This window comes from Streptomyces sp. NPDC025273, from assembly GCF_040638585.1.
In the GTDB taxonomy this organism is placed as follows: Bacteria; Actinomycetota; Actinomycetes; order Streptomycetales; family Streptomycetaceae; genus Streptomyces; species Streptomyces cinereorectus.
On record NZ_JBEZYP010000003.1, the window covers coordinates 140,403 to 166,361 of the forward strand.

At 72.0% G+C, this 25,959-nt stretch carries 25 protein-coding genes; 5 read left to right on the forward strand and 20 right to left on the reverse strand.

The features are described 5' to 3' along the window. Positions 1-140: 140 nt before the first annotated feature. Complete coding sequence (locus AB0F38_RS07790) at positions 141-2,576, reverse strand: GH92 family glycosyl hydrolase (RefSeq protein WP_361888302.1); 2,436 nt, start codon at positions 2,574-2,576, stop codon at positions 141-143. Between the two features lie 224 nt (positions 2,577-2,800). Between AB0F38_RS07790 and AB0F38_RS07795 the strand changes: the two genes are divergently transcribed. After that, on the forward strand, positions 2,801-3,541 hold the full coding sequence (locus AB0F38_RS07795; RefSeq protein WP_361888305.1) for a VOC family protein: 741 nt from the start codon (positions 2,801-2,803) through the stop codon (positions 3,539-3,541). Between the two features lie 64 nt (positions 3,542-3,605). On the opposite strand, the gene AB0F38_RS07800 is transcribed toward AB0F38_RS07795, so the two are convergent. From AB0F38_RS07800 to AB0F38_RS07815, 4 genes are all read right to left on the reverse strand, one after another. After that, positions 3,606-5,507 (reverse strand): rhamnogalacturonan lyase, encoded by a 1,902-nt coding sequence (locus AB0F38_RS07800; RefSeq protein WP_361888308.1) that lies wholly within the window; start codon positions 5,505-5,507, stop codon positions 3,606-3,608. 70 nt (positions 5,508-5,577) lie between these two features. Further along, positions 5,578-5,910, reverse strand: coding sequence for a YkvA family protein (locus tag AB0F38_RS07805; RefSeq protein WP_361888312.1), 333 nt, complete (start codon positions 5,908-5,910; stop codon positions 5,578-5,580). A 41-nt stretch (positions 5,911-5,951) separates the two neighbouring features. Next, positions 5,952-6,206 (reverse strand): WhiB family transcriptional regulator, encoded by a 255-nt coding sequence (locus AB0F38_RS07810; protein ID WP_361888315.1) that lies wholly within the window; start codon positions 6,204-6,206, stop codon positions 5,952-5,954. 85 nt (positions 6,207-6,291) lie between these two features. Further along, a complete protein-coding gene (locus AB0F38_RS07815; protein ID WP_361888894.1) occupies positions 6,292-7,131 on the reverse strand; it encodes a helix-turn-helix transcriptional regulator in 840 nt (279 codons plus the stop codon). 156 nt (positions 7,132-7,287) lie between these two features. Between AB0F38_RS07815 and AB0F38_RS07820 the strand changes: the two genes are divergently transcribed. Continuing rightward, entirely contained in the window at positions 7,288-7,815 is a 528-nt protein-coding gene (locus AB0F38_RS07820) for an ATP-binding protein (protein ID WP_361888897.1), read from the forward strand. Positions 7,816-7,852: 37 nt separating this feature from the next. Here AB0F38_RS07820 and AB0F38_RS07825 read toward each other — a convergent pair whose 3' ends face one another. The 13 genes from AB0F38_RS07825 to AB0F38_RS07885 form a co-directional block, all read right to left on the reverse strand. Then, a complete protein-coding gene (locus AB0F38_RS07825) occupies positions 7,853-8,545 on the reverse strand; it encodes a ribonuclease H (RefSeq protein WP_361888318.1) in 693 nt (230 codons plus the stop codon). Between the two features lie 155 nt (positions 8,546-8,700). Continuing rightward, positions 8,701-9,339: a DUF6629 family protein gene (locus AB0F38_RS07830; RefSeq protein WP_361888321.1), complete on the reverse strand. Its 639-nt coding sequence runs from the start codon at positions 9,337-9,339 to the stop codon at positions 8,701-8,703. A gap of 121 nt (positions 9,340-9,460) precedes the next feature. After that, the gene (locus AB0F38_RS07835; protein WP_361888324.1) at positions 9,461-9,958 is read right to left on the reverse strand and encodes a peptidylprolyl isomerase; all 498 of its coding nucleotides are present in this window, start codon (positions 9,956-9,958) and stop codon (positions 9,461-9,463) included. A gap of 161 nt (positions 9,959-10,119) precedes the next feature. Next, a complete protein-coding gene (locus tag AB0F38_RS07840) occupies positions 10,120-10,635 on the reverse strand; it encodes a lamin tail domain-containing protein (RefSeq protein ID WP_361888327.1) in 516 nt (171 codons plus the stop codon). Between the two features lie 265 nt (positions 10,636-10,900). After that, positions 10,901-11,218, reverse strand: coding sequence for a hypothetical protein (locus AB0F38_RS07845; protein ID WP_361888330.1), 318 nt, complete (start codon positions 11,216-11,218; stop codon positions 10,901-10,903). Positions 11,219-11,314: 96 nt separating this feature from the next. After that, entirely contained in the window at positions 11,315-11,740 is a 426-nt protein-coding gene (locus tag AB0F38_RS07850; RefSeq protein ID WP_361888333.1) for a DUF6221 family protein, read from the reverse strand. 376 nt (positions 11,741-12,116) lie between these two features. Continuing rightward, entirely contained in the window at positions 12,117-14,573 is a 2,457-nt protein-coding gene (locus tag AB0F38_RS07855; protein ID WP_361888336.1) for a SpoIIE family protein phosphatase, read from the reverse strand. Between the two features lie 68 nt (positions 14,574-14,641). Then, entirely contained in the window at positions 14,642-15,559 is a 918-nt protein-coding gene (locus AB0F38_RS07860; protein ID WP_361888339.1) for a carbohydrate kinase, read from the reverse strand. Continuing rightward, a complete protein-coding gene (locus AB0F38_RS07865; RefSeq protein ID WP_361888341.1) occupies positions 15,556-16,545 on the reverse strand; it encodes a zinc-dependent alcohol dehydrogenase family protein in 990 nt (329 codons plus the stop codon). Before AB0F38_RS07865 ends, AB0F38_RS07860 begins: the two co-directional genes overlap by 4 nt. Further along, positions 16,545-17,420 (reverse strand): carbohydrate ABC transporter permease, encoded by an 876-nt coding sequence (locus AB0F38_RS07870; protein ID WP_361888344.1) that lies wholly within the window; start codon positions 17,418-17,420, stop codon positions 16,545-16,547. Before AB0F38_RS07870 ends, AB0F38_RS07865 begins: the two co-directional genes overlap by 1 nt. After that, positions 17,417-18,379 carry a sugar ABC transporter permease gene (locus AB0F38_RS07875; protein WP_361888347.1) on the reverse strand — a complete coding sequence of 321 codons (963 nt, stop codon included), beginning with the start codon at positions 18,377-18,379 and terminating at the stop codon, positions 17,417-17,419. The genes AB0F38_RS07870 and AB0F38_RS07875 overlap by 4 nt, the downstream gene beginning before the upstream one ends. Next, entirely contained in the window at positions 18,376-19,734 is a 1,359-nt protein-coding gene (locus AB0F38_RS07880) for a sugar ABC transporter substrate-binding protein (protein WP_361888350.1), read from the reverse strand. The genes AB0F38_RS07875 and AB0F38_RS07880 overlap by 4 nt, the downstream gene beginning before the upstream one ends. A 118-nt stretch (positions 19,735-19,852) precedes the next feature. Then, positions 19,853-20,614, reverse strand: coding sequence for a DeoR/GlpR family DNA-binding transcription regulator (locus tag AB0F38_RS07885; RefSeq protein ID WP_361888352.1), 762 nt, complete (start codon positions 20,612-20,614; stop codon positions 19,853-19,855). 450 nt (positions 20,615-21,064) lie between these two features. Here AB0F38_RS07885 and AB0F38_RS07890 point away from each other — a divergent pair, with 450 nt between their 5' ends. The 3 genes from AB0F38_RS07890 (at position 21,065) to AB0F38_RS07900 (ending at position 24,399) form a co-directional block, all read left to right on the forward strand. Further along, the gene (locus tag AB0F38_RS07890; RefSeq protein WP_361888355.1) at positions 21,065-22,801 is read left to right on the forward strand and encodes a lysyl oxidase family protein; all 1,737 of its coding nucleotides are present in this window, start codon (positions 21,065-21,067) and stop codon (positions 22,799-22,801) included. 145 nt (positions 22,802-22,946) lie between these two features. Then, on the forward strand, positions 22,947-23,732 hold the full coding sequence (locus AB0F38_RS07895) for an SAM-dependent methyltransferase (RefSeq protein WP_361888358.1): 786 nt from the start codon (positions 22,947-22,949) through the stop codon (positions 23,730-23,732). 34 nt (positions 23,733-23,766) lie between these two features. Continuing rightward, a complete protein-coding gene (locus AB0F38_RS07900) occupies positions 23,767-24,399 on the forward strand; it encodes a class I SAM-dependent methyltransferase (protein WP_361888361.1) in 633 nt (210 codons plus the stop codon). A 116-nt stretch (positions 24,400-24,515) separates the two neighbouring features. Here AB0F38_RS07900 and AB0F38_RS07905 read toward each other — a convergent pair whose 3' ends face one another. Next, positions 24,516-25,310, reverse strand: a complete 795-nt coding sequence (locus AB0F38_RS07905) for a hypothetical protein (protein WP_361888363.1) — start codon at positions 25,308-25,310, stop codon at positions 24,516-24,518. Then, entirely contained in the window at positions 25,307-25,936 is a 630-nt protein-coding gene (locus AB0F38_RS07910; RefSeq protein WP_361888366.1) for an RNA polymerase sigma factor, read from the reverse strand. The genes AB0F38_RS07905 and AB0F38_RS07910 overlap by 4 nt, the downstream gene beginning before the upstream one ends. Between the last annotated feature and the right edge of the window lie 23 nt (positions 25,937-25,959).

The following is a 25,959-nucleotide window of genomic DNA, read 5'->3' on the forward strand; positions in this document are numbered from 1 at the left end:
AAACACCTGACAACGGTCGTGCACACAGAATTTTCAACGATAGAAATTCGCTCCCTCACCACCGGCCCCATCGGACGGGCCGGAGCCGGCAAGCGGCGACGGGCCGCCCACCGAGCTCCGGCACACGGCCCGTTGCCCTGCTACTCGGGCAGACCCGCAGGTCCGGTGGCCCATCCAATGTTCGGCCGGTCAGCGAGCCGGTAGTCCAGCGACCCGCCCCGGGTGACCAGTCGCGCGTCCGTCCAGGACCGGTCGCCGGCGCGTCCGTCGACCTTCACCGCGTCGATGTACGGATGTGTCGCGTCGGCCTCCGGAGCGGTGATCCTGATGTCCCGGCCCTGCGGCCGGTCCAGGACGGCGGCCGGGAAGAGCGGGGTTCCGAGCAGCATCGTGGCGCTGCCCGGTGTATGCGGGTAGAGGCCCAGGGCCGAGAAGACGTACCAGGCCGACATGGTGCCGAGGTCGTCGTTGCCCGGCAGACCACGCGGGCCGGTCCCGTACACCGTGTTCACGATCTCGCGCACGGTCTCCTGGGTCTTCCAGGGCTGGCCCAGCGCGTTGTAGAGCCAGGGGGCGTGGATGCCCGGTTCGTTGGTCGGGTCGTAGCGCAGCACGTCGCCGCCCTTCACCGACCAGGAGCCGTCCGCCTTGTGGAAGAAGGTGTCCAGCCGCCTCGCCGCGATGTCGCGTCCGCCCATCGCCGCGGCCAGGCCCTGCACGTCCTGCGGGACCATCCAGGTGTACGTGGCACTGGTGCCCTGCGCGAAGCCGCGGTCGCTTCCGGGGCTGAACGGCGTCACCCAGGAGCCGTCGAGGTTGCGGGCCTGGACGTAGCCGGTCGTCCCCGCGCCGTCACCGGCCTCCGGGTTGAACACGTTGCGCCACCAGCGGCCGCGCTCCTCGAAGGCGTCGGCCTCCTCGTCCCGGCCCAGCAGCCGGGCCCAGCGGCCCAGGGCGGCGTCGGCGACCGCGTCCTCCAGCGTCTCGGCGGCGCCGCCCCAGCAGTGGCAGACGTCCTGCGGTGCGTAGTGGGACTCCAGGTACTGCGCCAGGTTGGGCCGCTGGCCGGTGCACTGGCCCGGGCATCCGGCGTCCGAGAGGCCGTCGGGATGGGGCACCGTGGCCTGGCGGGCCAGGGACTCGAAGGCGCCGTCGTGGTCGAAGTTGCGTACGCCCATCGCGTAGAACGTGGCGAGGGTGGCGGCCGTCGGGTCACCCGTCATCACGTGCGTGGCACCGTTGACGTGGACCCAGCGGTCCCAGACGCCGCCGTTCTGCCGGGCGAAGTTGTACAACGACTGGGCGAAGTCGCCCGCGATCCTCGGTTTGAGCAGGGCGAGGAGCTGGATCTGGGCTCGGTACTGGTCCCAGCCGGAGAAGTTGCTGTACTGCGCCCCCTGCCCTCGCGTCACGCGGTGCGGCTTCCCGTCCATGCCCGGGTAGCGGCCGTCGGTGTCGCTGATCAGGTTGGGCTGCATCAGCGCGTGGTACAGCGCGGTGTAGAACGTGGTGCGCTGCGCGTCGGTGCCACCGCCCGTGCGTACGGAGCTCAGCTCGCGGTCCCAGGCACGGGATCCGGCCCGCGCCACGTCGTCCACGCTCGCCTTCGGCGCTATCTCCTTGCGGAGGTTGGCCTCGGCCCCGGCCTGGCTGACGTAGGAGATCCCGATGCGCATGCGGACGTCGTCGTCGGCGGCGGTGTCGAAGCCGACCCAGCCGCCGGATCCGCGTCCGGCCCGGTCGGCCCCGGTGGCGTAGCCCTCGCCACCGCTCGCGCTGGTCGTGTCCGGGGCGAGGGTGCCGTCCTTCCAGGTGCCGGTCGAGGAGAAGGCGCGGTCGAAGGAGGCGCTGAAGTAGAGCCGGTAGTAGCTCTTGCGGTTGTTGGTGCCGCCGTTGGCGCGCCTGCCGCAGAACGCCCCGGTGAGCACCGATCCGGTCACCTTGCGCTGCGCGGTGTCGATCTCGACCTCGGCGTCCTCGCTGCCGTTGAGGGAGTTGGACACCCGGAAGAGCAGGTTGGCGGGCTTGCCGGCCGGGAAGCTGAAGTCGGCCACGCCCGCGCGTTCGCTCACCGCCAGGTCCGCGGAGGCGCCCGAGTCCAGGCCGAGGGTGTAACGGCCGGGCACGGCACGCTCGTTGTCGTGCGAGAAGTTCGCCGCGTAGACGGCGTCCTTGGTGTCGGCGGACGGGGAGGAGGTGACGTCGCCGACGAACGGCATGATCGGCACGTCACCCGCGGCGCCCGGATTGCACCCGGCGCCGTTGACATGGGTGAGGCTCAGCCCGCGCAGCCGGGTGGCCCCGTACTCGTAGCCGTTGGCCGCGCCGGTGCTGGTCTGGTCGCCCCTGGTGCTGGTAGGCGACCAGGCGATCATCCCGTACGGGAGGACGGCACCGGGAAAGGTGTTGCCGCCGTTCGCGGTGCCGATCAGCGGGTCCACATGGGCGGTCGGCCGGGTGACGAGCGCGTCGGCCTGGGCGGCCGGCGGCGCGACGGCGGCGGCGAGCGCGCCGGTGAGGACGATCGCGGCGGCGCGCGCGGCGAAGCGCCGGGCCGCAGGCGGTCTGGAGGGCATGTCGAACCTTTCCACAGGGGACATCGCGAGGTGAGGACAACGTTGTCGGGCGTCGCTCTCCGGCTCCGCCGACGTTGATCGCTGCGCGGCCGAGCGTAGGTCCCCGGCGCGTTCGAGGAAATGCCCTGGGCGGATCCGGCGGTGAACGGGTGGTGAAGGAACCGGCGGGCGCCCCTGGCACGATGGAGGTGCGGGCCATGATCTTGGCCTCACGAAGGAGAGCCGTGATCCGCTGGACGTACGCCGTCATCGACCGCCCGACAGCCCTTGTCGGCCCCGCGAAGGATTTCTGGACGGCCGTCACGGGCACGCACGCCTCCGCTCCGCGGGGCGCCCGGGGCGAGCTCACCACACTGCGGGCCGAGGGAGCGGAGGGGGCCGACGCCTGCCTCGCGGTACAGGCCGTCGGCGGGGCGGGCGGCGCGCATCCGGACCTGGCGGTGCGGGACGTGCCGGGGTTCACCGCGCGGGCGGCCCGGCTGGGCGCCCTGGTGGAGGCACAGCAGCCGGGACTGACGGTGCTGCGCTCCCCGGGCGGCCAGCTGTTCTGCGTCGTGCCCTGGCGCGGCCAGAAGGTCCGTCCGCCGGTCTTCGGCGGCCCCGGGGGTCCGGGGAGCCGGCTGGACCAGCTCTGCCTCGATGTCGCTCCGGCCGCCTTCGACGCGGAGGTCGCCTTCTGGACGGCGCTGACGGGCTGGGACGGAACTCCCGGTGATCACGAGGAGTTCCACGCGCTGCGCCCGCGCTCCGACCTGCCGGTGCACCTGCTGCTGCAGCGCCTGGACGATGCCGGTCCCGCCTCGGCGCACCTGGACATCGCGTGTCCCGACCTCGATGCGGGACGGGCCTGGCACGAGCGGTGCGGCGCCGAGCTCGTGCGCGAGCACCCCGCGTGGACGGTGATGCGGGACCCCGCGGGCGGCGTCTACTGCCTCACGCGGCGCGATCCGATGACGGGCCGCTGACCGGGCGGCGGCCGTCCCGCACTGCGGGAACGACCGCCATCCGGACAGGAGTCGTGCCGGACGGCTAAGGCGTCGTGATGTCCGGCCGGGGCGCGGTCGCCATTCCGCCGCCGATGGCGAAGCTGGGGTGCGGCGGCTGGTTGTACGCGGTGTTCTGCCAGGCCAGGGCGGTGCGGTACATGGTGTCGTGGAGCAGCGTGGTGATCTTCGTGCCGGTCTCGTACGGCGTGGAGTAGATCCGCAGCGCGGTGTTGTTGGTGGTCGGCCAGACGACCTCCTCGCGCCAGTCGCCGAAGAGGTCGCCGGAGATCGACGGCGTGGCCTTGGTGCCGTTGTTGGAGTGGACCGAGGCACCGGTCAGCTGACGGGTGTCGGCCGAGGTGCCGTACTTGTCGATGCGGGTGCCGTCGAGGAGTTCACGGGTCGTGTCGCCGTCCCACCAGGACAGGAAGTTCGAACTGGACGGCTTCCGGCTGGTGACCACGGTGCCCTGCGGGTTGCGCACACCGGAGACTGCGGATGACCAGGACTCGGCGCCGGGGCTGCCGGACCAGATGTCGCCGGACACGCCGCGGCCGTTGTCGCCGCTCGCGGGGGTGGACCACAGGATCTGGCCGGTCTTCGCGTCCGCCATCCACGAGGACGGCTTCGAGCTGTCCTCGTCGACCTTGAACTCCTCCAGCCCCGCCCGGGAGGGGTCGAGGTCGCCGACGTGCATGGCGTCGCCGTGGCCGTTCTTCGTCGTCCACAGTCCGCTGCCGTTGTCGTCCACGGCCATCGCGCCGTAGATGATCTCGTCCTTGCCGTCGCCGTCGGCGTCGGCGACGGACAGCTGGTGGTTGCCCTGGCCGTCGTACCCCTTGCCGGCGTTGGTCGAGCTGTTGGTGTCGAAGGTCCAGCGCCGGGTGAAGGCGCCGTTGCGCCAGTCCCAGGCGGCGATGACGCTGCGCGTGTAGTAGCCGCGCGCCATGATCAAGGACGGTCGGGCCCCGTCCAGATAGGCGGTTCCGGCGAGGAAGCGGTCGACCCGGTTGCCGTACGCGTCGCCCCACGAGGACACCGTCCCGCGCGCGGGAACGTAGTCGACGGTGCCCATCGCCGCGCCGGTCCTCCCGTTGAACATCGTCAGGAACTCGGGGCCGGACAGGATGTATCCGGAGGAGTTGCGGTGGTCGGCGGAGGAGTTGCCGATCACCCTTCCGGCACCGTCGACGCTGCCGTCGGCGGTCTTCATCGCCACCTCGGCCTGGCCGTCACCGTCGTAGTCGTACACCTGGAACTGCGTGTAGTGCGCTCCGGAACGGATGTTGCGCCCCAGGTCGACGCGCCACAGCCGGGTACCGTCGAGCCGGATCCCGTCGATGATCGTGTTGCCCGTGTAGCCGGACTGGGAGTTGTCCTTGGCGTTGGTGGGCTGCCATTTCAGCACGAAGTCGAGGGCGCCGTCGCCGTCCAGATCGCCGACCGAGGCGTCGTTGGCCTCGTACGTGTAGGCCACCCCGTCGGGTGTCGTACCGCCCGCGGGCGGGCTGATCGGCACGTCCTTGTAGCCGGACCGGAACTGGATGGCGTGCACGGAGTCGCCCTGCTCCACGCCGCCCACGACCGCGCGCACCGTGTAGTCGGCGGTGGCGGGCGCACCCGTGTGGAAGTAGTTCGTCGAGGCGGTGACGGGCGAGGCGTTGACCTTGGTGCCGGCCCGGTAGACGTTGAAGGACACGCCGTCGGGGTCGGTGCCCAGCCAGCGCCAGCTGACGAGGTTGCCGCTGTCGGTGTGCACGCTGACGACGCCGCGGTCGAGCGCCTCCGCCTGCCGGGCGGTGGCAGCCTGCGAGACCGGGCCGAGGGCGACGATCCCGCCGGCGGCGAGCAGTCCGGCTGCCAGCGAGCCGATCAGCGCTCGGTTGCGGGTGAGGCGGCGCCGACGGCGCGAGCGGGGTGCGGGGTGGGGAAGCGGAGGCTCCACGAGAGACACCTTCTGGCCGGGGACGGCTTACGACACGTCAGTCGCTGCCGGACGCCCAAAGGTTGCCGTCTCATTCCGCTTCTGTTCCGGCCGGCCGGATCCCGGCCCGCCGCGCCCCCGCCGACCGCACCCCGGCCCCGGCCGCGTGCGCCGCGGTGGTCAGCGAGCGCAGGGCGAGCAGCAGGAAACCGATGTCGTCGAGGTAGACGGGGTCGGGCAGCAGGTCGACGGGCGACACCGTGTAGATGATCGCGGCCCAGACCAGTGCCTTGTTGCGCAGCGGGATTCCCGCGTCCACGAGCAGCTTCCTGGCCCGGATCACCCGTACCAGGAGAACGGCGGCGGTGCCCGCCGCGAGCAGCGCGGCGACCGCGCCGATGACGAGCCAGACCGAAGTGTCCATGGTTCATCGTCCACCCGCACGGGGGCCGGAGCGCACAGGGGTCACCCGTGGCTCCTGGCCTGCCGTCGGCTGCGACGCTTGAGGGCACGGCGCTCGTTCTCGCTCAGGCCTCCCCACACACCCGAGTCCTGTCCGTTCTCCAGGGCCCATTCCAGGCACTGGTCCCGTACGGGGCAGGCCGCGCACACGGCCTTGGCGTCCTCGGTCTGCACGAGCGCGGGTCCGGTGCTGCCGATGGGGAAGAACAGGTCGGGGTCCTCGTCGCGGCAGGCCGCGAGCATGCGCCAGTTGTCCATGGCTGTTCACTCCTCTGCTGCGTGCTGGGCGGTTGTACCCCTGCGGGTGACCGGCTTCGGGGGATCGAAACCCCCGGGGCGGGCCCTATCCGCTTCCGGGCAGGGGGGAGCCCGGGGGCGGGGCGGCCGCGCAGGCGCTGTCCAGCCGGATGCGGTAGTGCGTGACCGTGTCCGGTTCGTCGAGGATCTCCACCCTGGCCCCCGGGATCTCCAGGACGGCGCAGTCACCGATCTCCGGAGCCGGGACGCGCATCAGGTGCAGGGGCGGGACGCCCGTCATGAGGTGCGGCGGGAAGTCGAGGGGCACCACCTGCACGGTGACGTGCGGCCGGTGCGCGGCCTCGGTCAGCAGCGCCCGCTGCCCGGCCATGACCTCGGGTCCGCCCACCCGCGTACGGAGGGCGGCGGCCGGGAACAGTGCCCAGAGGGCCGCGCCGCGCTCCGCCAGGCGCCGCTGCCGCTCCCCGAGCAGCTCGACGCGCCGGGCCCGCCGCCCGGGACTGTCGCCGGGGTACAGGGTGTGGCACAGGGCCGCCGCGTAGTCCGGGGTGCGCAGCAGTTCGGGGACCAGTGCGGGGTGCCAGGTCCGGACGAGCCCGGCCGAGGACTCGATGCCGATGACCTCCTGCTGTCGCGGCTCCATGATGTCCCGCCACTGATGCCACCATCCGGGGAGGTTCGCGGTGCCGAGGCCCGTCATGATCGGCTCGGCCTCCGCCGCGGGGACCCCGTAGCGGTCCAGGAGGACGCGGACCTGGCGGGCGTCCAGTCCGGTCTCCGCGCGTTCGATGCGCCGCACGGTCGCGGGGTGGGCATCCAGGGCCCCGGCCGCCGCCTGCAGGCTGACTCCCGCGCGCTCACGCAGCATGCGCAGGCGTGCGGCGAGGACTCGGTGCTCGACCGTGGGACCGGATCGGGGCCGCATCACGCGCCTTCCTCGTGAACGGATCGGAGCCTTTCAGGCACTCTGTCGCTTGCAAAGTATGCACTTTGCATCGAGAGTACTTATATGTCGGAAATAGTCAGTTGCGCACGACTCGGCTCGGAGGCCGCGGGCGGACGGAGCGCACAGAGCTGGTGGATGCCACGTCTCGCCCAGTGCGTGCCCGAAGCCAGGCACCGCGTGCAGACGGCCATGCGTGACTGGGGAGAACCCGACGAACGCGTCGATACGGCGTCCCTGGTCGTGACCGAACTGGTCACGAACGCGGTGCAGCACACGGCGGGCCGACAGATCCGGTGCCGTCTCCTGCGCTCCACGGGCAGAGTGCGCATCTGCGTGTGGAACCGTGGCCGCGGGCGCGTACCGGCGCCGTCCCGCCCGATGGACCCTGGCTCGGCTCCCTACACCCGGGCTCCGCAGCCGCGTCGCCCCGGACCGTCGCACCGCCCCGGGGACGGGCCGCACGGTCCGCACCACCGTCCGGGTGGCCCCGGCAGCACGGAGGGCCCGGGCCCGGTGGTGATGGACGACGTGGACGGTCTCGAAGGTTTCGACCTGGCGTCGCTCTCCGAGGACGGCCGGGGTCTGATGCTCGTGGACACGCTGGCTATGCGGTGGGGTACCCGCACCAGCCTGTCGGGCCGCCTGGTCTGGGCCGACGTCTGACGGCTTCCGGAACGGCCCGAGGGCCCTTCCCGTCAGCTCAGGCGACCGCCGCCCGGCACTCCGGGTGGCCCCAGCCGTTCGGATTCTTCGCGATCATGTCCTTCGCCGCGTAGGGCTTCCCGCAGTGGCACCGGCCCGCGAACTTCGCGCGGATGGTCCCGCCGGCACGTGAGGTCCTGGCCGCGCCCGTGCCCGCACCCGCCGTGCCGCCCGCCCTGCTCTTCGTCGAGCGGGCGGGAGCCGGCACCGGCAGTCCGGCGGCACCGTGTGCCGTCCCGGCCGGCTGCTGCGAGACGGCGACCTCGCTCGCCGCCTGGTCGGCGAGCGCGTTCAGCGGATCCCCGTCCACCTGGTGCGCGGGCACGTAGCGGAAGCTCACGGTGCGGCCGGCGAGCAGCTCGTCGATGCCGACCACCAGCTCCCGGTTGGCGACCGGCTTCCCCGCCGACGTCTTCCAGCCGTTGCGCTTCCAGCCCGGCAGCCACTTGGTCACCGCGTTCATCGCGTACTGGGAATCCATGCGCACCTCGACGGGCACGGCCGGATCGGTGGACTTCAGCAGCTCCAGCAGCGCGGTGAGCTCGGCGACGTTGTTCGTGGCGGTGCCCAGCGGACCCGCCTCCCACCGCCGGGGCCGCCCCTGCTCGTCGGCCACGACCCAAGCCCAGGCAGCAGGCCCCGGATTTCCCTTCGATGCCCCGTCACACGCGGCGATGATGCGCTCTTCCATGCCCTTGATCATGCCAGCACGGGGGCTCGGGGCACGATCGAGTCGAGGTATCCACGGTCCACCCGCACTGCCGCCCCATGGTGGACGACAGCGGGACCGCGGCCGGTGCGGCCGCGTGGACCCCGGGTCCCGCGCTCGCGGACCGGAGGGGGGGGTCAGCCGGACCGGCCTGCGGGCCGACGGGTGCCCGGGCGCCGACGGGTCCAGCCGAGCAGCACGACCGAGCACACGGCCGCGAAGGCGCACCACGTCGAGATGAACTCCGTGCGCCACAGCGCCACGCAGACCGCCGCCCCCACCGCGGTCAGGGCTCCCAGCAGCACCAGGCCGCGGTCCCCGGAGAGCAGCAGGGAACCGACGGTGGCCGACAGGTAGCCGGCCACGAGCAGCTCCGGGTGCGGGAGGTCGACGGCGTAACCGAGGGTACGTCCACGGATGTCGGCCGTGACGGGGTGCGTGGCGAGGCTGTACGCGAGAGCCGCCGAGGTCGCGATCCCGGCCGCGAGGGGCACCGCCAGTCGGCGGCGGGCGCCTTCAGGTGTCGCGCACAGCACCCCGAGGGGCACCCAGAGGGCCAGCAGGGGGAGCGCGATCACCGCCCATGCGACGGTGGCCGGCCCGCTGCCGCCCCCGGAGCGCCAGATCACGGATTCGATGATCTGGTGAGCCCCGAGCAGCAGCGGCAGTGCCGCGAGCGGCAGGTCACGGGCCCGTCCGGGGCGGGCGAGACAGGCCACCCCGACCGCGACGATCCCCGCGCCGGCGACGAGATCAGCGGTCGCGCTCCAGCACATGGCGTCACGCTACGGTCCGGCGCGCGGCCGTCCCGGCCGACACGACGGCCGGACCGCGCCCAGGGCCGTGCGGGGGCCCGGCCCGCCGGAACGGCAGTCCGGCCGGACCCCCGTCACGAGGTCAGAGAACGCCGGACTCGGAGACGGCGATCCGGGCCTTGGTCGTACCGGCCGAGGTGCCGTACGACTCGATCTTGCGGACGAGCTCCATGCTGGGCTCGTCGGCGACCTCGCCGAACACCACGTGCTTGCCGTCCAGCCACGGGGTGACGACGGTGGTGATGAAGAACTGCGAACCGTTGGTGTTCGGGCCCGCGTTGGCCATCGACAGCAGACCCGGCTTGTCGTGCTTCAGGGTGAAGTTCTCGTCGGCGAACTTCTCGCCGTAGATGCTCTTGCCGCCGGTGCCGTTGCCGCGGGTGAAGTCGCCGCCCTGCAGCATGAAGTCCGGGATGACGCGGTGGAACGGCGAGCCGGCGTAGCCGAAGCCCTTCTCGCCGGTGGCCAGCGCGCGGAAGTTCTCCGCGGTCTTGGGGGTCACGTCGTCGAAGAGGTTGAACACAATCCGCCCAGCGGGCTGGTCGTCAATGGTGATGTCGAAAAACGCCTTGATGGTCATGAGCCCATCCTGACATCACCGGCCGCCCGCCGTTGCACGGACCCCGTTCCACGCGGTCCGCCCGGCGCGTTCCGGGGGCGGACAACGGTGCGGCGCACCACGGCGAGGGCCGTGGTGCGCCGCGTTGTCACGGAAGTACTCCGTCTGCCGCTACCGGCGCGTCAGCGGTTGCCACCGCCGTGGTGGTGCCCTCCGCCGTGGGAGTGCCCGCCGCCGTGGTGCCGGCCCCAGCTCTTGGAGTCGACCTTGTGCCCGCGGCTGTCACGGAGCGTCGCGGTGTCCCTGCTGTCCCAGACGTAGTGGCGGCGGTCCTGGTACACGTCGTGACGGGTGTCACGGCCGACACCGGTGTGGACGCGGACCGAGGAGCGGCCCGGCAGCCGGAGGTCGAACTCGTAGGTGCGGCGGCTCTCGTCGGTGAGCGTCCAGCCGCGGAGGTTGACGGCACGCCGTCCGGTGTTGGTGACGGTGACCCACTCGGCGTTCAGGCTCCGGTTGGAGCCGTTGTCGCGGCCCGGGCTGTCGTACTGGATCTCGCCCAGGACGACCGCCGAGCGCTGAGCCGGCCGGTTCCAGCCGTGGTCCCGGCCATCGGCCGTGGCCGGGAGTGCCGCTGCGGCGAGCAGCGCTCCGGAGGCGAGAACGGTGGCGGTGATCCGTCGTGCGGAACGGGACATGGAAACCCCTCATCATGCGGGCCCGGAACGGAAGTACCGGGCGTTGTCCGGCCCCGGCGTCCTGCCGGGAACGCAAACTTTGTCCCGCTTTCGAGGTGGCTGGAAAGGTGCCCTGGTTCGCGTGACAAAATGCGGACATTCCTGTCACGCACGCATGCATCCAACATGGACCCGCACGGTCGTAGACCTGTCAACCGTTGATCGCTGCACCGACCCGCCCCGGCTACCGGCTACCGGTCACGGCGCTCCGTTCGCGCCTTGCCCGCTACCCGCGCACCCCCTGCCGGATCGCGCGCATCCGCGTAACAAAGGCGACAGCGCTTTCCTGGACAGGAGTGCCATTACCGCGGGAAACAAGGCCTCGCGTTCGAGCTTGCAGCGCCCATCGGGACGGGGCGATACGAGCGCGCTGACCGCCACTGGTGACCAGCGCGTTGACCGGGGCCAGCGGATCCATCGCCATGGACCTCGCCAGCAGCACACCGACGGCCAGCGGGAGCAGCGTGACGGCCAGCGCCGTGCCGGCGGTGGTGAGGTTCTGGATGCGGGGGTGCCGCTGCGCGTCGGGGAGCATGGTCCCCATTCGACCAGCGGCGGCCCGCCCCGGAATCGGGTGACGTACTCAGTCCCGCCGCTCCCCCGTACTCAGCCGCCGGCACCCGGGCCGCTACGGGCCGGGTCAGGCACCCGGGGCACCGGAAGGCCCCCAGTGGGAGAACCGGGGCAGCCATTTCACCCGGTAGTCGGGGTGTCCCGCGTGTTCGCCGGCCATCTGCCGGACGACGAATCCCAGTCCCACTGCACGCCCCGAGGCGAAGTCCTGGTCGGGCCGGTCCGTGTCCCGGGAGGCGATCTCCTCGTACTCGTCCAGCAGGACCCTGCTGGTCTCGATGCGGCGCAGGGTGCGCGCCGGGTCCTGGAGGGCGATGTGCCGGTCGTAGCCCCGGGACCGTACGACGAAGGCGATGCCGCTCGTGCGGTCGTGCACCTCGCCGGGGGCCTCGGCCGGACACCGCCAGCCGTCCCCGCCCGCCCCCTGGGCGATCTGCTCCTCCTCCGCGAGACGCGCCCGCACGAAGGCCAACAGGTCCGAATTGTCTGCCATCTGGTTCCGAATCCTTCTCCTCACAGGCCGGCGGCGACATGCTCACCGCCGCGGGCCCGGTCTACCCGACCAGCAGAGGATGCCTCACGAGCAGGCGCTCGGCGCAGTCCGCACCCCCGCGCGGTCCGCATGACGGACACGCCGCAGTCCCTGGCAGGGGCGAGATCCCCGGGTGGCCACCGGTCCGCGCCCTTCGACGTCACCTTCCACTCGCACGAACGACCCTCCCGGATCGCCGGGACACCGAGGTGCCCCGTGCCGCTGCCCGGACTCGTCGGGGACCTCACGTCCGGGACGGCCCGGGGGCGGGCCGCACGACAACGTCCGGCCCCTTCCCCGGGCCGTCGGCCCGGCGCCGCCGGCATGCGTCATGACGTCACGGCCCGGACGGGGCCACGTCCCGGCGGGCGGCGAGCAGGAGCGCGATGTCGTCGGGACGGTCCTCGTCCTGGCCCGCCTGCGCGATGACGCGGTCCGCCGTCTCGGGGAGGGGTGCGTCGCCGACTTCGGCGAGGGTGCTGCGCAGGCGCTCGATGCCCTCGTCGATGTCCGTTCCCGCCTTCTCCACCAGCCCGTCGGTGAACAGGGCCAGGACCGCCCCCGGCTCCAGCCGCAGGTCGGTGACGGGGTACGAGGCCGCGGGGTCGACACCGAGGACGACGCCGCCCGGCAGGTCGAGGACCTCGGTTCTGCCGTCGGGGTGCCGCAGGACGGGCTGGGGGTGGCCGGCCCGTACGGCCTGGGCGAACCCCGTCGCGGGGTCCAGCACCACGTAGCAGCAGCTGGCGAACTGGCCCGGATCCAGGTCGATGAGGAGCCTGTTGGTGGCGCTCATGATCTCCTGCGGGTCGTGCCCGCTCAGCCCGAAGGCGCGTACGGCGCTGCGGAGCTGTCCCATCGTCGCGGCTGCGGCGACGCCGTGGCCCTGGACGTCGCCGATGACGAGGGCCAGCCCGCTGCCGGTCTCGATGACGTCGTACCAGTCGCCGCCGATCTCCATGCCCTGGGTGCCCGAGAGGTAGCGCCCGATGGTGTCGACGTGCTCGACGACGGGCAGCCGGTGCGGCAGCAGGGCGCCCTGCAGCCCGCGGGCCAGGGCGGACTCGGAGTCGTAGCGCTGGGCCCGCTGGAGCGCCTGGGCGATGAGACCGGCCAGGGCGGTGAGCACGGTGCGTTCCTCGGGGCTGAAGCCCCGGGGCTGGTCGAAGCCGAGGATGCACGAGCCGACGGGACGCCCGGAGGCGATGAGCGGCAGGAAGGCGCGGGCGCCTACGTCGGTGTCCATGGGGATGCCCGGGTAGGCCTCGGCGAGCTTCTCCATGGACTCGAAGAACAGCGGCCTGCCGGTCGTGAGCGTCTCCACGCCCGGGATGTGGGCGTCGAGGCCGACGCCGTCGAACCGGTCCAGGAAGCCCTGGGGGAAGCCGGTCTCCCAGGACAGGTAGAGGTGCCGTTCGCTCTGCAGGTAGATGGCCAGCTGTCTGCCGCCGAAGGCGGGCAGCAGTTCCTCCGTGACCACGGCGGACACCTGGCGGGCGGTGACGGCCTCCGTCAGGGCGATGGCCAGGGCGACCGGCCGGTAGAGGATGGCCGCGCGGTCTGCCGGGGAGCCGAGCCCCGCCCCCTGGGCGTCGACGGGCTCCGGGGTGCGGTCGGGGCGTCCCGCGGCGCTGACCGTCATGGTGATCCCGTCCCGGCCGGGGAACATCGCCACGTTCAGCCAGTCCGTGGGGGACCGTCTGGCCAGGAAGTACACGGGGTCGTCCGAGAACAGCGCGGCCCGGTGATGGTCCTCGTACGCGGGGTCCGCGAGCCAGGGCAGCGCCTCCCACAGGATCCGGCCGACCAGCTCCGCCCGGCTGTGGCCGAGGACGGCCTCGGCCAGGTGGTTGACGTAGGTGATCCGTCCGAGCCGGTCGTGGGAGAGCACGCCGCGCGGGAGCAGGTCCGCGGCCTGCGGGACGACCGGCTCGGCGCCCGGGTCGAACAGGACGCCGGTCAGACGCCCGGGGCGTCCTGCGGGCCCGCGGCCCGACAGCTCGGCCAGAAGTGATCTGCCGTCGGGGCCGCGCAGCCGCATCCGGCGCACCTGCGGCGCCGCGGACCGTGCGGCCCCGCTGCCCAGGGTCCACAGTCCGTACACGTCCTCGGGGAGCAGCCGGGCCGTCAGCGCTTCCATGGTGGCCGGCGGGAGGTCCGCCGGTCCGGCACCGAGGATCGCGCACGCGTCGTCGTCCGCGCTGAGGGCACCGCTGCCGGGGTCCCAGTCGAAGTGCCCGACCCGCATCGGCCGCGCGGTGTCGGCGGGAAGTCGCACGGGCACGGGCTCGCTCTCCCACGCGACCTGCGGCCCGTCCTTCTCCAGTGCGGCGATGTCGGCCCCGAGCTGCTGCGCGAGGTCCTCCACCCTTCGGCGGTCGGCCAGGCCGACGGGCTCCCCGCGAGTGGCGTAGCGCAGCACGACGAGCACGCCCACGGGTGTGCTCCCGCTCAGGACGGGTGCGTAGAGCGATCCGAAGGGAAACGGCAGTCCCGCCATCAGCTGCGGGAACCTGCGCATGGCCTCCTCGGCGTCGCCCAGGTAGACGGGCCGGCCCGAGCGGAACGCCTCGGCCACCGGGAAGGGCCGGTTCACGTGCATGCGCCACCACGGACGCATGAGCGGGACGGGCAGTCCCGCCAGGACCGCCATCAGCAGGAGACCCGGGGTGCGGGAACGCAGGTAGACGCCGCCGGCGTATCCGCCGGCGGCGTCGATGGCGCTCACCACGGCCTGGGCGAGCACCAGGGACAGCCCGTCGGGCGCTCGGCTGCCCTGAGTTCTCCGGGTCACATAGTCAGGATGCGCAGCCCCGCGCCCCCGCGCACCTCCGCACCCGGTGCGCGGGGGTGCGGCCTCCGTCAGGTGCGGGCGGGGACCGAGGGTTCGGTGCCCGCCCGGGCGCACACCGAGGCGGCCACCTCGGAGGCGTAGGCCAGCATGCCCTGCGCCCCCTGGGCGCCGGGCATGCCCGTGAAGGAACCGCCCGCGCCCAGCCGGCTCAGCATGCCCGCGACGAAGGCGTCCCCCGCTCCGATGGTGTTGACCACCTCGACCGGTGTGGCCGCCACCGACACCGGCGGTGCGGTGGAGGTGTACGCCGTGCTGCCCCTGGAGCCCCTGGTCATCACCACGAGCCGTCCGCCGGCCGCGAGGTCCGCGCAGGTCTCCTCAGGATCCGCGCCCGGCCACAGGCGCGCCAGGTCTTCGTCGCTGGCCTTGACGACGTGGGCGAGGCCGCACAGCTCGCGCAGCGCCGCCAGGCTCCGTTCCGGGTCCAGGGTGCGGTCCTCCCGGACGTTGGGGTCCACGACGAGCAGGGAGTGTTCGGCGGCCGCGTGGGCGGTCGCCCGTACGGCCTCCGCCCCGGGATCCACGACCGCCGCGAGCCCGCCCACGTACACGGCGCCGAAGCGGGCGGCCTGCGCCGAGAGGTCCGGCAGCCGGAACGTGGCTGTGTCCCGGAGGTGGAAGTGGTAGCCCGTCCCGTCACTGCCGGGGTCGGCCACGGCCAGGGCGGTCGGCAGGGCGGACCGGGCGCAGAGGCCGAGATCCACCCCCGCCGTCCGCATCCGCTCCTCGATGGTGCGGGCGAATCCGTCGCCGCCCAGGCCGCCGGCGAACGCGGTCGGTGTGCCGAGCCGGGCGAGCCCGACCGCGACGTTGGCGGGGGCTCCGCCGAACTGCGCGGCCCGGACGTTCCCGTCTCCGTCCACGGGTACGAGGTCGATGAGCGCCTCACCGAGGACGAGGACGTGGCCGGGCCCACCCGGGGTCACGGCTGCACCACGATCTTGCGGCCGATGCCCGCCTTGAAGCGGTCGATGGCCTGCGGGTACTGCTCCAGGGGCAGCCGGTCGCTGATGAAGACGGAGGGGTCGAGCACTCCGGTGGCGAACAGCGCGGCGGCGCGCTCGTAGCTGTGCAGCACCGCCATCGAGCCGGTGATGGTGATCTCCTGGTTGTAGATGCGGTACGGCTCGATGACCGCCGTCGTCGCGTAGTCGGCCACTCCGAACTGGAGGAACGTGCCGCCCTTGGCCACGCGCCCCAGGCCGTCCTGGATGGCGCCCGCGTTGCCGGTCGCGTCGATGACGACGTCCCAGCCGCCGGGCCGGTCCAGCTCGTCGGCCCCGGCGGCGGACCGCGAGCAGCCGAGGAGGCCCGCCGTGGCGAGGCGGTCGGGGTTGACGTCCAGGACGTCGACGGCCGCGGCGCCGGTGCGCTTGGCGAGTTCCAGCATCATCAGGCCCATGGTGCCTGACCCGTAGATCAGCACCTCGGCGCCGAGGGTGCTGCTCAGGACGTCGTATCCGCGGACCGCGCAGGACAGCGGTTCGATGAGCGCGGCGTCCTTCACGTCGATGTGCTCGGGCAGCAGGACGCAGTTGGCGACGGGGGCCACCGCGTACTCGGCGGCGCCGCCCGGCTCGGTGACGCCGATGGCGGCCCACCGCTCGCAGAGGTTGCCGCGTCCGATGCGGCAGTAGCGGCACTCGTGGCAGTGCAGGGAGGGGTCGACGGCGACCCGGTCGCCGATGGCGAGCTCCGTGACGTCCCGACCGATACCGACGATCTCCCCGGCGAACTCGTGGCCCGGGACGATGGGCAGGGTGGGTGCGAACTCACCCTGCAGGATGTGCAGATCGGTCCCGCACAGGCCGCAGGAGGCGACGGCCACGACGACGTCGCGGGGCCCCGGTGCGGGGTCGGGGACGGTGCTGACGGAGACCTTGCCGGGGGCTTCGACGATCGCTGCCCGCATTATTTCACTGCTCCAAGGGAGAGGCCCTGGACGAGTTTGTCCTGGGCTGCGTAGCCGGCGGCGAGCACCGGCAGGGACACGACGACGGACGCGGCGCACAGCTGGGCCAGGAAGAGGCCCTGGCTGGTGACGAATCCGGTGAGGAAGACGGGTGCGGTCTGGGCGACGACGCCGGTGAGCACCCGCGCGAAGAGCAGTTCGTTCCAGCTGAAGATGAAGCAGATCAGCGCGGTGGCGGCGATTCCGGGGGCGGCCATCGGCGCGACCACGCGGGCCAGGACGGTGGGCAGCCTGGCGCCGTCCACCTGGGCGGCCTCGATGACCGAGACCGGCACGTCCGCGAGGAAGGACTGCATCATCCAGACGGCGATCGGCAGGTTCATCGAGGTGTAGAGCAGGACGAGGAGCCAGATGTTGTCCAGCATCCCGGCGTTCTTGGCGAACAGGTAGACGGGCAGGAGGCCGGCGACCACGGGCAGCATCTTCGTGGAGAGGAAGAAGAACATGACGTCGGTCCACTTGCGGACGCGCCGGATGGAGAGCGCGTATGCCGCGGGGAGTGCCAGCAGGAGCACCAGCAGCGTGGAGAAGAACGAGGCGCCCAGGGAGTTGAGCAGGGGCGGCCACGGGGTCACGCCGGTGTCGGCGCCGAAGAAGGCGCGGTACCCGTCGAGGGTCAGTGGTGCGGTGAGGGAGGGCGGGTTGGTCGCCGCGTCCGACTCCGCGTGCAGGGAGGTCAGGAGCATCCAGAGCGCTGGCAGGCAGAAGGCGAGTCCTGCCGCCCAGGCCAGCAGGCCCAGCGCGGTGGAGCGGCGCTTGGCCCGCCGCAGGGCGCGGGGGACGGACGCGGTGGCGGGAACGGTGGCAGCGGTCATGCGCGGTTCGCCTCCTCACTGAAGAGGGACGAGACGGTCCGGAGCGCGAAGGTGGCGATGATGATCGTGCCGATCACGACGACGACTCCCGCGGCGGACGCCAGTCCGTATTCGTGGGCTTGGTAGAAGGTCTGGTAGATCGTGTACGGGAGGTTGGCGGTGCCGAGGCCTCCGGCGGTGATGGTGAACACCGCGTCGAAGTTCTGCACGATGTAGACGGCGCCGAGCAGGACGCCGAGTTCGAGGTACCTGCGCAGGTGCGGCAGGGTCAGGTAGCGGAAGGTCTGCCAGGCGCTCGCGCCGTCGAGCCGTGCGGCCTCCACCACTTCGGCGGGCCGGCTCTGGAGTCCCGCGAGCAGGATCAGCATCATGAACGGCGTCCACTGCCAGACCAGCGCGGTCACGACCGCGAGCAGCGGCATGTCCGCGATCCAGTCCGGCTGGCTCGGTGACGTGTCGCCGAACAGCTCGCCGATCCAGCTGAGCGTGCCGTTGAGGAGTCCGTATTCGGGGTTGTACAGCGCGTGCTTCCACAGCAGTGCGGCGGAGACGGGGACGAGCAGGAACGGTGTGATGAGCAGCGTGCGGACCAGGCCGCGGCCGAAGAACGCGCGGTCGAGCAGCAGCGCGAGGGCCAGGCCGATGACCACGGTGGCGATGACGACGCTCGCGGTGAGCAGGATCGTGGTGAGGACCGAGTCGCGCAGCGCCGCGTCGGTGAAGACGGAGGCGTAGTTCTCGAGCCCGTTGAAGCTGCGCTTGTCGGGGTTGAGGGAGTTCCAGTCGAAGAGGGAGATCACCAGGGTCGCCACGAACGGCAGCTGGGTGACGACGATCAGGAAGACCAGCGCGGGCAGGAGGGGTGCCCTGGTGGCCCAGGCCCGCGGGCCGTGCTTGCGGGGCGCCGGGGCCGGGGGCCGGGGCGGGGACACGGGTGAGGTGCTGACTGCTGTGGTCATCGGTACTCCTTGGCGACCTGCTCGGCCAGCTTCTGGGAGGCGGCCAGGGCCTCGTCCACGGACTGGCGGCCGGCGATGGCGGCACTGATCTCCTGCGCGACCTTGGTGCCGAGATCGGTGAACTCGGGGACGCCGACGAACTGGATGCCGGCCGTGGGGCGCGGCTGGGTGCCCGGGTTCAGCGGGTCGGCGCCGGCGATGGCCTGCTCGGTGACGTCCGCGAACGCGCCTGCGGCCTTGCGGTATTCGGGGTTGTCGTACGTGGAGGCCCGCTTGCCTGCGGGCACGTTGGCCCAGCCGCTGGTCTCGCCGACGAGCGACTCGTACTCCTTGCCGGACGCCCAGGAGACGAACTTCCATGCGTGGTCGGCCTTCTTGGAGGCCTTCTGGATGCCCCAGGCCCAGGTGTAGAGCCAGCCCGAGTTCTTGGTCCTCTCGACCGGGGCGGGTACGTATCCGATCTTCCCCTTCACCGGGGATCCGGGCGCCTCCAGCGATCCGGCGCCCGCCGTCGCGTCGTACCACATGGCGGTCTTGCCCTGCGTCATGTTGTTGAGGCACTCGGCGTATCCGGACTGGGAGGCGCCGCGCTCTCCGTGCTCGCGGACGAGGTCCACGTAGAAGCGGGTGGCTTCCTTGAATTCCGGGGAGGTCAGCCGCGGTTCCCAGTCCTCGGTGAACCAGGTGCCGCCCATGGTGTTGACGACCGTGGTGAGCGGTGCGATGACCTCGCCCCAGCCGGGGAGTCCGCGCAGGCAGATGCCCTTCATGCCGCGCTCGGCGCCGTCCGCCCGCGCCGCGAGTCCGGCCACCTGCCGCCAGGTGGGGCGCGCGGGCATCTTCAGCCCCTTCTCCTCGAAGACGTCCTTGCGGTACATGAGGAAGGACGACTCGCCGTAGAAGGGTTCGGCGTAGAGCTTGCCCCCGGCGGTGAGCGAGTCCCGCAGGGGCTTGAGGATGTCGTCCTGGTCGAAGGCCGTGTCCTTCGCGGCGTACGTGTCCAGGGGGTGCAGCCAGTCGTTCTTCGCGAAGAAGGGCACCTCGAAGTTGCTGATGGTGCCGACGTCGTACTGACCCGCCTGGTTGGAGAAGTCCTGGCTGATCTTGTCGCGGACGTCGTTCTCCGGCAGCACGGTGAAGTTGACCTTGATGCCGGTCTCCTTGGTGAAGTGTTGCGCGGTCAGCTTCTGCAGCTCGACCATCTGCGGGTTGTTCACCATGAGCACGTTCAGTGCGTCACCTCCTCCGAAGGAGGTTCCGCCGGCTCCGGCGCATCCCGCGGTGAGGAGCGTCAGCGCTGCTGTGCCCGCGACCGCACGCACGCGGATCCCACGGCGTCGTTGCTGGTGGGGCATATGTTCTCCTGATGGGTCGTAGCGGCTCGTGTCTCGCCGGCCGGGGGCTCCGGTTCCGGGCATGGTGGGGCTGCCCCGCGGCCTCCTGGAGAGGCAGGGCTCGGGACCTGCGGGTGTCTCAGACGCGGATGACGTGCGGGCCGAGGAGGGAGTACCGCTGGGCCTCCGCCGAGGGGAGCCCGGTGTCGGTGACGACGGCCTCGAAGTCGCCGACACCGGCGAAGCGGCAGAAGCTCACCGCCCCGAATTTCGTGTGGACACCGGCGAAGACACGGCGGCGGGAGCTGCGCATGGCCTGCGCCTTGACCTCGCCGACCGTCGGGTCCGGCGTGGTCAGTCCGTACTGGCGGGAGATGCCGTTCGCGCCGACGTACGCCAGGTCGATGACGAAGTCGGCGAGCATCCGGGTGGCCCAGTGGTCGACCGTGGCCATGGTGCTGCTCCGGACACGTCCCCCGAGCAGAAGTACGGACGTCTTCTCGGCGTCCGCGAGGACCGTCGCGACGGCCAGGGAGGCGGTGACCACGGTCAACGGCCTGTCCCGGGGCAGGGCTTCGGCGATGAGCTGGGGGGTGAATCCCTCGTCGACGAAGACCGTCTCGGCGTCACCGAGCAGATCGGCGGCGGCCGCCGCGATCCGTGACTTCTGCGGTACGTGGTGGGTCGTGCGCATCGCCAGGGTCGTCTCGAAGCCCGCGCTCTCCACCGGGTACGCACCACCGTGCGTACGCCGGACCAGGCCGTGTTCCTCGAGAGTGTGCAGATCGCGCCTGATGGTCTCCTTGGCCACCTGGAACCGTTCGGCCAGACGGTTCACGTCGACCGAACCGTCGCGTCGGGCCGTTTCGAGAATTCCCCGTCGGCGTTCCTCGGTGCCCACGACACCATCCCTGTACCTAGGTGCGAATCTGCCAGGGCCCGGCGTCCGTTCGGGCCCACGCATAGGTTGTACAAGCAGAAACAGGTCCGGGACCAGCCTATGTGCGACTCGTCCTGTGCCCGTTCGTGCCCGATTCACCACGCGTTCCGCCCTGGTGGCCCGGCACTCCGTGACTGCGGGACAGTGGATCACTGCCCGCTTCGCTCGCCTCCACGCCCGTATCACGCCCGTACGCGGCCATGGCGCCCTGTCGGCCGGCGCCCAACTAGCACAACTGCACCCTCCTCGGTGCGGAAACAACACGACAACGTCTTATTCCACACCGTAAGACCTGCTTTCAGCCAACGATTCGTGACTCACGGGTCTGCGGACAACCTCCGGCGGCGTCCCTCGCCTCTCACTGGCAAAGCTCCTCCGCCGCCCGACCGGGCATTCGGAAATCGAGGAACGATGACCACGACAACCCCCCGCAGCCGACTGTGGCGTCCTGCGGTCGCCGCCGCCGCGGCGACCGCCGTGATCGCCGGTGTCGCCGCCGCCGCACCCGACGGCAGGAAGGCGCCGTCGCCGCGGCTCAGCCTGATCGCCGCCTCGGGGTCGGTGACGCTCGACTCGTGGAAGGACGACCCCGGCGTCTACCTGGATCTGGGGACGTACCTCACCGCGGAGAACTCCCCGCTCGAACTGCGGGTCACCCGCAAGTCCTACAAGGACCCGGTCGTCGCCACCCAGGTGATCCGCCAGGGGAAGAAGACCATCACCAGGACACTGCCCAAGGGCACCGTGAAGGACTTCTCCGGGCTGCCGGGCTTCCTGCGGATCACGGTCACGGACGCGGCCGGCAAGACCGTGATCAACCGCACGGAGTCCTTCTGCCCGAACAACGCGTCGGGCCGGGTGCGCCCCGACGCACCCGCCACCTCGAAGTACCCCGAGAGCTGCCCCGTGAACCCGTTCACGCTCGGCTCGGTCTGGGGTGTCGAGAACGGCTGGGCGTCCAACACGTACGCGGGCTACTACTCCGGGCCGGTCGCGCTCGCCGTGGGCAAGTACACCGCCAAGGTGTCGGTGACCAAGCGCTACCGCGACCTGTTCAAGATCGCCGACAAGCCGCGGACGGTCAAGGTGACCGTGCGCGAGCGCGGGGGCGAGGAGGAGGGCACGGGTGCGGCATCCCGGTCGGCCACCGCGCACGGCTCCCACGCGGCCGGACACGGGTCCGGGCACTCCGCAGGACACGCGGCCGGCCACGCCGGTCACATCGCGCCGCGCTCACCCGCCCCCGCGTCCGCGACCAACGGCGCGGGCCCTTCGTACAACGTGGGCCACGGCCCGCACGCACCCGCGCCGGCCGCCCTGCCCTGGGCGCTCAAGCGGCAGGGCCTGCGTGCGCTCCAGGGCGGGGACGGCCCGGGACGTACGGACGGTTCGCGGCAGGCTCCGGCGGCGCAGCCCCTGGCGAAGCGCCCGGCCGGAAAGGCCAGGGTGCCCGACGTGCCCAAGCCCGACCTGCGTTCGCTGCCGGCCTTCGGCATCACCGTCGGCGAGGGCGACGGCAGCGCACCGGGCAAGGACTTCCTGGCCTTCAGCGCCAATGTGTGGAACGCGGGACCGGCGCAGCTGGTGGTGGACGGGTTCCGTGCGCCCGGCAAGGAGCTGATGGACGCCTACCAGTACTTCTACGACGCCTCGGGGAAGCAGGTCGGCTACACGCCGACCGGCACCATGGAGTGGGACCCCCGCCCGGGTCACGAGCACTGGCACTTCACCGACTTCGCGAGCTACCGGCTCCTGAAGGCCGACCGGAAGGAGACCGTGCGCAGCGGCAAGGAGGCCTTCTGCCTGGCCAACACCGACGCGGTCGACTACACGGTGAAGAACGCCAACTGGCACCCGTACAACACCGACCTGGCCACGGCGTGCGGCCAGGAGAACTCGATCTCGGTGCGGGAGGTGCTCGACGTCGGCTCCGGTGACACGTACACCCAGGACCTTCCGGGCCAGTCCTTCGACATCACCGGGCTGCCGAACGGCACGTACTACATCCAGGTGCTCGCCAACCCGGAGAAGCGGCTCAAGGAGACCGACCTCACCAACAACAGCGCGCTGCGCAAGGTCGTCCTGGGCGGCAAGCCCGGCGCGCGTACCGTGACCGTGCCCGCGCACGGCCTGATCGACGCCAACTGACGACGCCCGTCGGCGCGGGCCCCAGGAGGTGTTCCCGGGGCCCGCGCCCCTCGCGTGCCGGCGTCGACTTCCCCCGGTCGCGGTGGAGTTGCTGTGGCAGAATCCGCAGGTGGAGCGGTCCACCCCCTCAGCAACGGAGCTCGTGATGACGCCGGCGATACCTCAGCCCCCGATCGACACCAGCAGGCCCCACTCGGCGCGCGTCTACGACTCGCTCCTCGGCGGCAAGGACAACTACCCGGTCGACCAGGCGGTGGCGGAACACCTGCCGGCGGAGGCGAAGACCGGCGCCTTCCAGAACCGTGCGTTCATGAACCGCGCGACGGCCTGGCTGGCCGGCGAGGGCGTCGACCAGTTCCTCGACATCGGTACGGGGATTCCCACCGCCCCGAATCTGCACCAGATCGCCCAGGAGATCAATCCGGCGTCCCGGGTGGTCTACTGCGACAACGACCCGATCGTCCTGCGGCACGCGGAGGCGCTGCTGATCAGCCGTCCGGAAGGGGCGACGGACTACGTCCACGCCGATGTGCGCGAGCCCCTCACGATCGTCGAGGCCGCCCGCAAGGTCCTGGACTTCGACCGCCCCGTGGCGCTCTCGCTCCTGGGGCTCCTCCACTTCCTGCCCGACGACGAGGACCCGTACGGCATCGTGCGCACCCTTGCCGCCACGCTGCACCCGGGCAGTTACGTGGTGCTGTCCCAGGGCGCGTCCGACGTGAACCCCGAGCGGGGCAAGCAGGGCGCGGCCGAGTACGGCAAGGGCGGGATCCGGCTCGCACTGCGCACCCGTGCCGAGTTCGCCCGCTTCTTCGAGGGACTGGACGTCGTCGAGCCGGGTCTGGTGACGGCCCCCGAGTGGTTCCACGGCGCCGACGCTCCCCGGCCGGAGGAGAGCGGACTGTACGTCGCGGTGGCCCGCGTCCCGTAGTCCCGGCACCGACATCAACGGAAGGAACGACTCCATGGACGAGGATCACCAGCACCCGGCGGCGAGGGCGTTCGACGCCATCGGCGCCGACTACGAGCGCGCCTTCGCCGCTTCGGCCGCCCACCACGCCTCCCTGAACCGGCTGCTGGAGGAGCTCGCACCGCACAGCCGGGTCCTGGACGTGGGCAGCGGAACGGGCCGGCCGACGGCCCAGGTCCTGGCAGACGCCGGGCACGAGGTGCTGGGGGTCGATGTCTCGCCCGTGATGGTGGAACTGGCCTCCCGTCAGGTCACCGGGGCGTCCTTCCGCTGCGCCGACATCCGCGAACTGCCTCTGGAGGAGGAGGGTTTCGACGCGGTCTGCGTCTACTTCTCGCTCCTTCAGATGTCACGCGACGAGCAGACCGGCCTCGTACGGCGGCTCGTGCGCGCGCTGAGGCCCGGTGGCCGGATGGTCCTGGCGACGGTACCGCTGGACGTGGAGGACGTGGACGTGGTCTTCATGGGTCAGGAGGTACGGGTGACCAGCTTCGGCCCGGAGGCCTTCACGGCGCTCGCGACCGGCGCCGGGCTCTCGGTCCTGCGGGAGGAGAACACGGTCTTCACCCCCTCCCGCCAGGGGGCGGTGCCCGAGCCTCAGGTGTTCCTGCACTGCCGCCGGGGCTGAGGGACGAGCGGCACCCGCCCGTGAGCGCTACGGCCGGGAGGAGTGGGCGGACCGGGCCGGGGCCGTCGCCCGTGGTCCGGATGTGCCCGGCCGCGCCCAGGCAGGCCTTCGCCGGCCTACCCGGCTTTCGTGGCCTTCGCGGTCCTGGTGGGTTCGGCGGCCTTCGGGGAGTTCGACGGTCTCGGTGACTTCGACGGCACGGACGGCTGCGAGGACGTCGGCGACTTCGCGGCCTTCGGCTCCCTCGACGGCTTCGACGGCTTCGGCTCCTTCGACGGCTTCGCGGACTCCGGCGGCTCCTCCCCCGTGCCGCTCTCCTCCAGCGTCCGGGCACAGAATTCGTCCACGCCGTCCGCTCCGCCCGCCGCCTCCGCGAGGCGCCGGAGCGCCTGGCCAGTGCGGTCGCCGTTGCCCGTGTTGCGGGCACGGCAGAGTCCCACGAGGCCCGGATCGGCCGGACCGCGCGCCGACGCTGACGGTGCCGTAGGCCGCGGGCGCTGCTCCTGCGTCGTACCCGGGACGGGTAGGCCCGCCGAGGGCTCGGCCGGGCTGCGAGGGGTGTCCCCCGTGGGTACGGGGGACACGGGATCGCCCCCGCGGTCGAAGGGGACGGGGACCACGCCGACAGCCAGCGCCACCCCGCCGAGCGCCGCCGTCGCGGCGATCGAGCCGAGGACCGCCTTCCAGGAGCTTCCCGCTCTCCGCCGCCCGGCGGCCGGGCGCCAGTCGTCACGCCTGCGGCCACGCCCGGTGCGGGCGTGGGTGCCCGCGTCGCGCGCCTCCCGGAATGCCGCGAGGGCCCGTGCCTCGCCCTCCCGCCCCGGTGTGTCGCGGCCTCGCACCGCGTCGGCGAGCGCTGCGATGTCCGGGGTCACCAGGGCCTCGTCCGGCTCCTGCTCCTCGCGTCTCATGTCTCATCCCTCAGTGTGCGCGGCACCGTGGACGTCACCGTGTCCGCCCGGCCCCCCGGGGCCATCTGCTCGGCCAGCCTCTTCAGCCCCCGGTACGCTGCCGTCCGCACCGCCCCGGGCCGCTTGCCCAGCACGCGTGCCGCCGCGGGTCCGTCCAGCCCGACGACCACACGTAAGAGGACCGCCTCGGCCTGGTCCGGCGGAAGTTTCGCAATGCGTTCGAGCGCCTGCCGGGTCTCCAGCGACTCCAGGACCGCCCCCGCCGTGTCCGTCTGTCCGGGCAGGTCCAGGACGTCGTGCTCGATCAGCGAGGTCCTGGGCCGGCGCTTCTGCCTGCGCAGGTGGTCCAGCGCCCGGTGGCGGGCGATCGTCGCCGTCCAGCCGCGGAACCCCGCGCCGTCACCGCGGAACCGTCCGAGGTCGCGGGCGATCTCCAGCCAGGCCTCCGAGGCGACGTCCTCCGCGTCGTCCCCGACCAGCCCGCGTACGTAGCCCAGCAGTCCGGGGTGCACGAGCCGGTAGACCGTGGCGAACGCGCCCTCGTCCCCTTGCTGGGCGCGCTCGACGGCCACGCCGAGCCGCACGTCGTGCAGCTGCGTATGACGTTGCTCCCCGTCCCTGCGCACACAGTCCTCTTCGGTCGCCCCGG

Coding starts and splice junctions, on each gene's coding strand:
- AB0F38_RS07815 (WP_361888894.1), bottom strand. CDS start 7,131: ATGCGGCCCCGATCCGGTCCCACGGTCGAGCACCGAGTCCTCGCCGCA.
- AB0F38_RS07880 (WP_361888350.1), bottom strand. CDS start 19,734: ATGCCCCACCAGCAACGACGCCGTGGGATCCGCGTGCGTGCGGTCGCG.
- AB0F38_RS07890 (WP_361888355.1), top strand. CDS start 21,065: ATGACCACGACAACCCCCCGCAGCCGACTGTGGCGTCCTGCGGTCGCC.
- AB0F38_RS07805 (WP_361888312.1), bottom strand. CDS start 5,910: ATGGACACTTCGGTCTGGCTCGTCATCGGCGCGGTCGCCGCGCTGCTC.
- AB0F38_RS07850 (WP_361888333.1), bottom strand. CDS start 11,740: ATGGCAGACAATTCGGACCTGTTGGCCTTCGTGCGGGCGCGTCTCGCG.
- AB0F38_RS07900 (WP_361888361.1), top strand. CDS start 23,767: ATGGACGAGGATCACCAGCACCCGGCGGCGAGGGCGTTCGACGCCATC.
- AB0F38_RS07810 (WP_361888315.1), bottom strand. CDS start 6,206: ATGGACAACTGGCGCATGCTCGCGGCCTGCCGCGACGAGGACCCCGAC.
- AB0F38_RS07875 (WP_361888347.1), bottom strand. CDS start 18,379: ATGACCACAGCAGTCAGCACCTCACCCGTGTCCCCGCCCCGGCCCCCG.
- AB0F38_RS07870 (WP_361888344.1), bottom strand. CDS start 17,420: ATGACCGCTGCCACCGTTCCCGCCACCGCGTCCGTCCCCCGCGCCCTG.
- AB0F38_RS07790 (WP_361888302.1), bottom strand. CDS start 2,576: ATGCCCTCCAGACCGCCTGCGGCCCGGCGCTTCGCCGCGCGCGCCGCC.
- AB0F38_RS07845 (WP_361888330.1), bottom strand. CDS start 11,218: ATGGGGACCATGCTCCCCGACGCGCAGCGGCACCCCCGCATCCAGAAC.
- AB0F38_RS07895 (WP_361888358.1), top strand. CDS start 22,947: ATGACGCCGGCGATACCTCAGCCCCCGATCGACACCAGCAGGCCCCAC.
- AB0F38_RS07830 (WP_361888321.1), bottom strand. CDS start 9,339: ATGTGCTGGAGCGCGACCGCTGATCTCGTCGCCGGCGCGGGGATCGTC.
- AB0F38_RS07840 (WP_361888327.1), bottom strand. CDS start 10,635: ATGTCCCGTTCCGCACGACGGATCACCGCCACCGTTCTCGCCTCCGGA.
- AB0F38_RS07865 (WP_361888341.1), bottom strand. CDS start 16,545: ATGCGGGCAGCGATCGTCGAAGCCCCCGGCAAGGTCTCCGTCAGCACC.
- AB0F38_RS07825 (WP_361888318.1), bottom strand. CDS start 8,545: ATGGAAGAGCGCATCATCGCCGCGTGTGACGGGGCATCGAAGGGAAAT.
- AB0F38_RS07905 (WP_361888363.1), bottom strand. CDS start 25,310: ATGAGACGCGAGGAGCAGGAGCCGGACGAGGCCCTGGTGACCCCGGAC.
- AB0F38_RS07820 (WP_361888897.1), top strand. CDS start 7,288: ATGCCACGTCTCGCCCAGTGCGTGCCCGAAGCCAGGCACCGCGTGCAG.
- AB0F38_RS07835 (WP_361888324.1), bottom strand. CDS start 9,958: ATGACCATCAAGGCGTTTTTCGACATCACCATTGACGACCAGCCCGCT.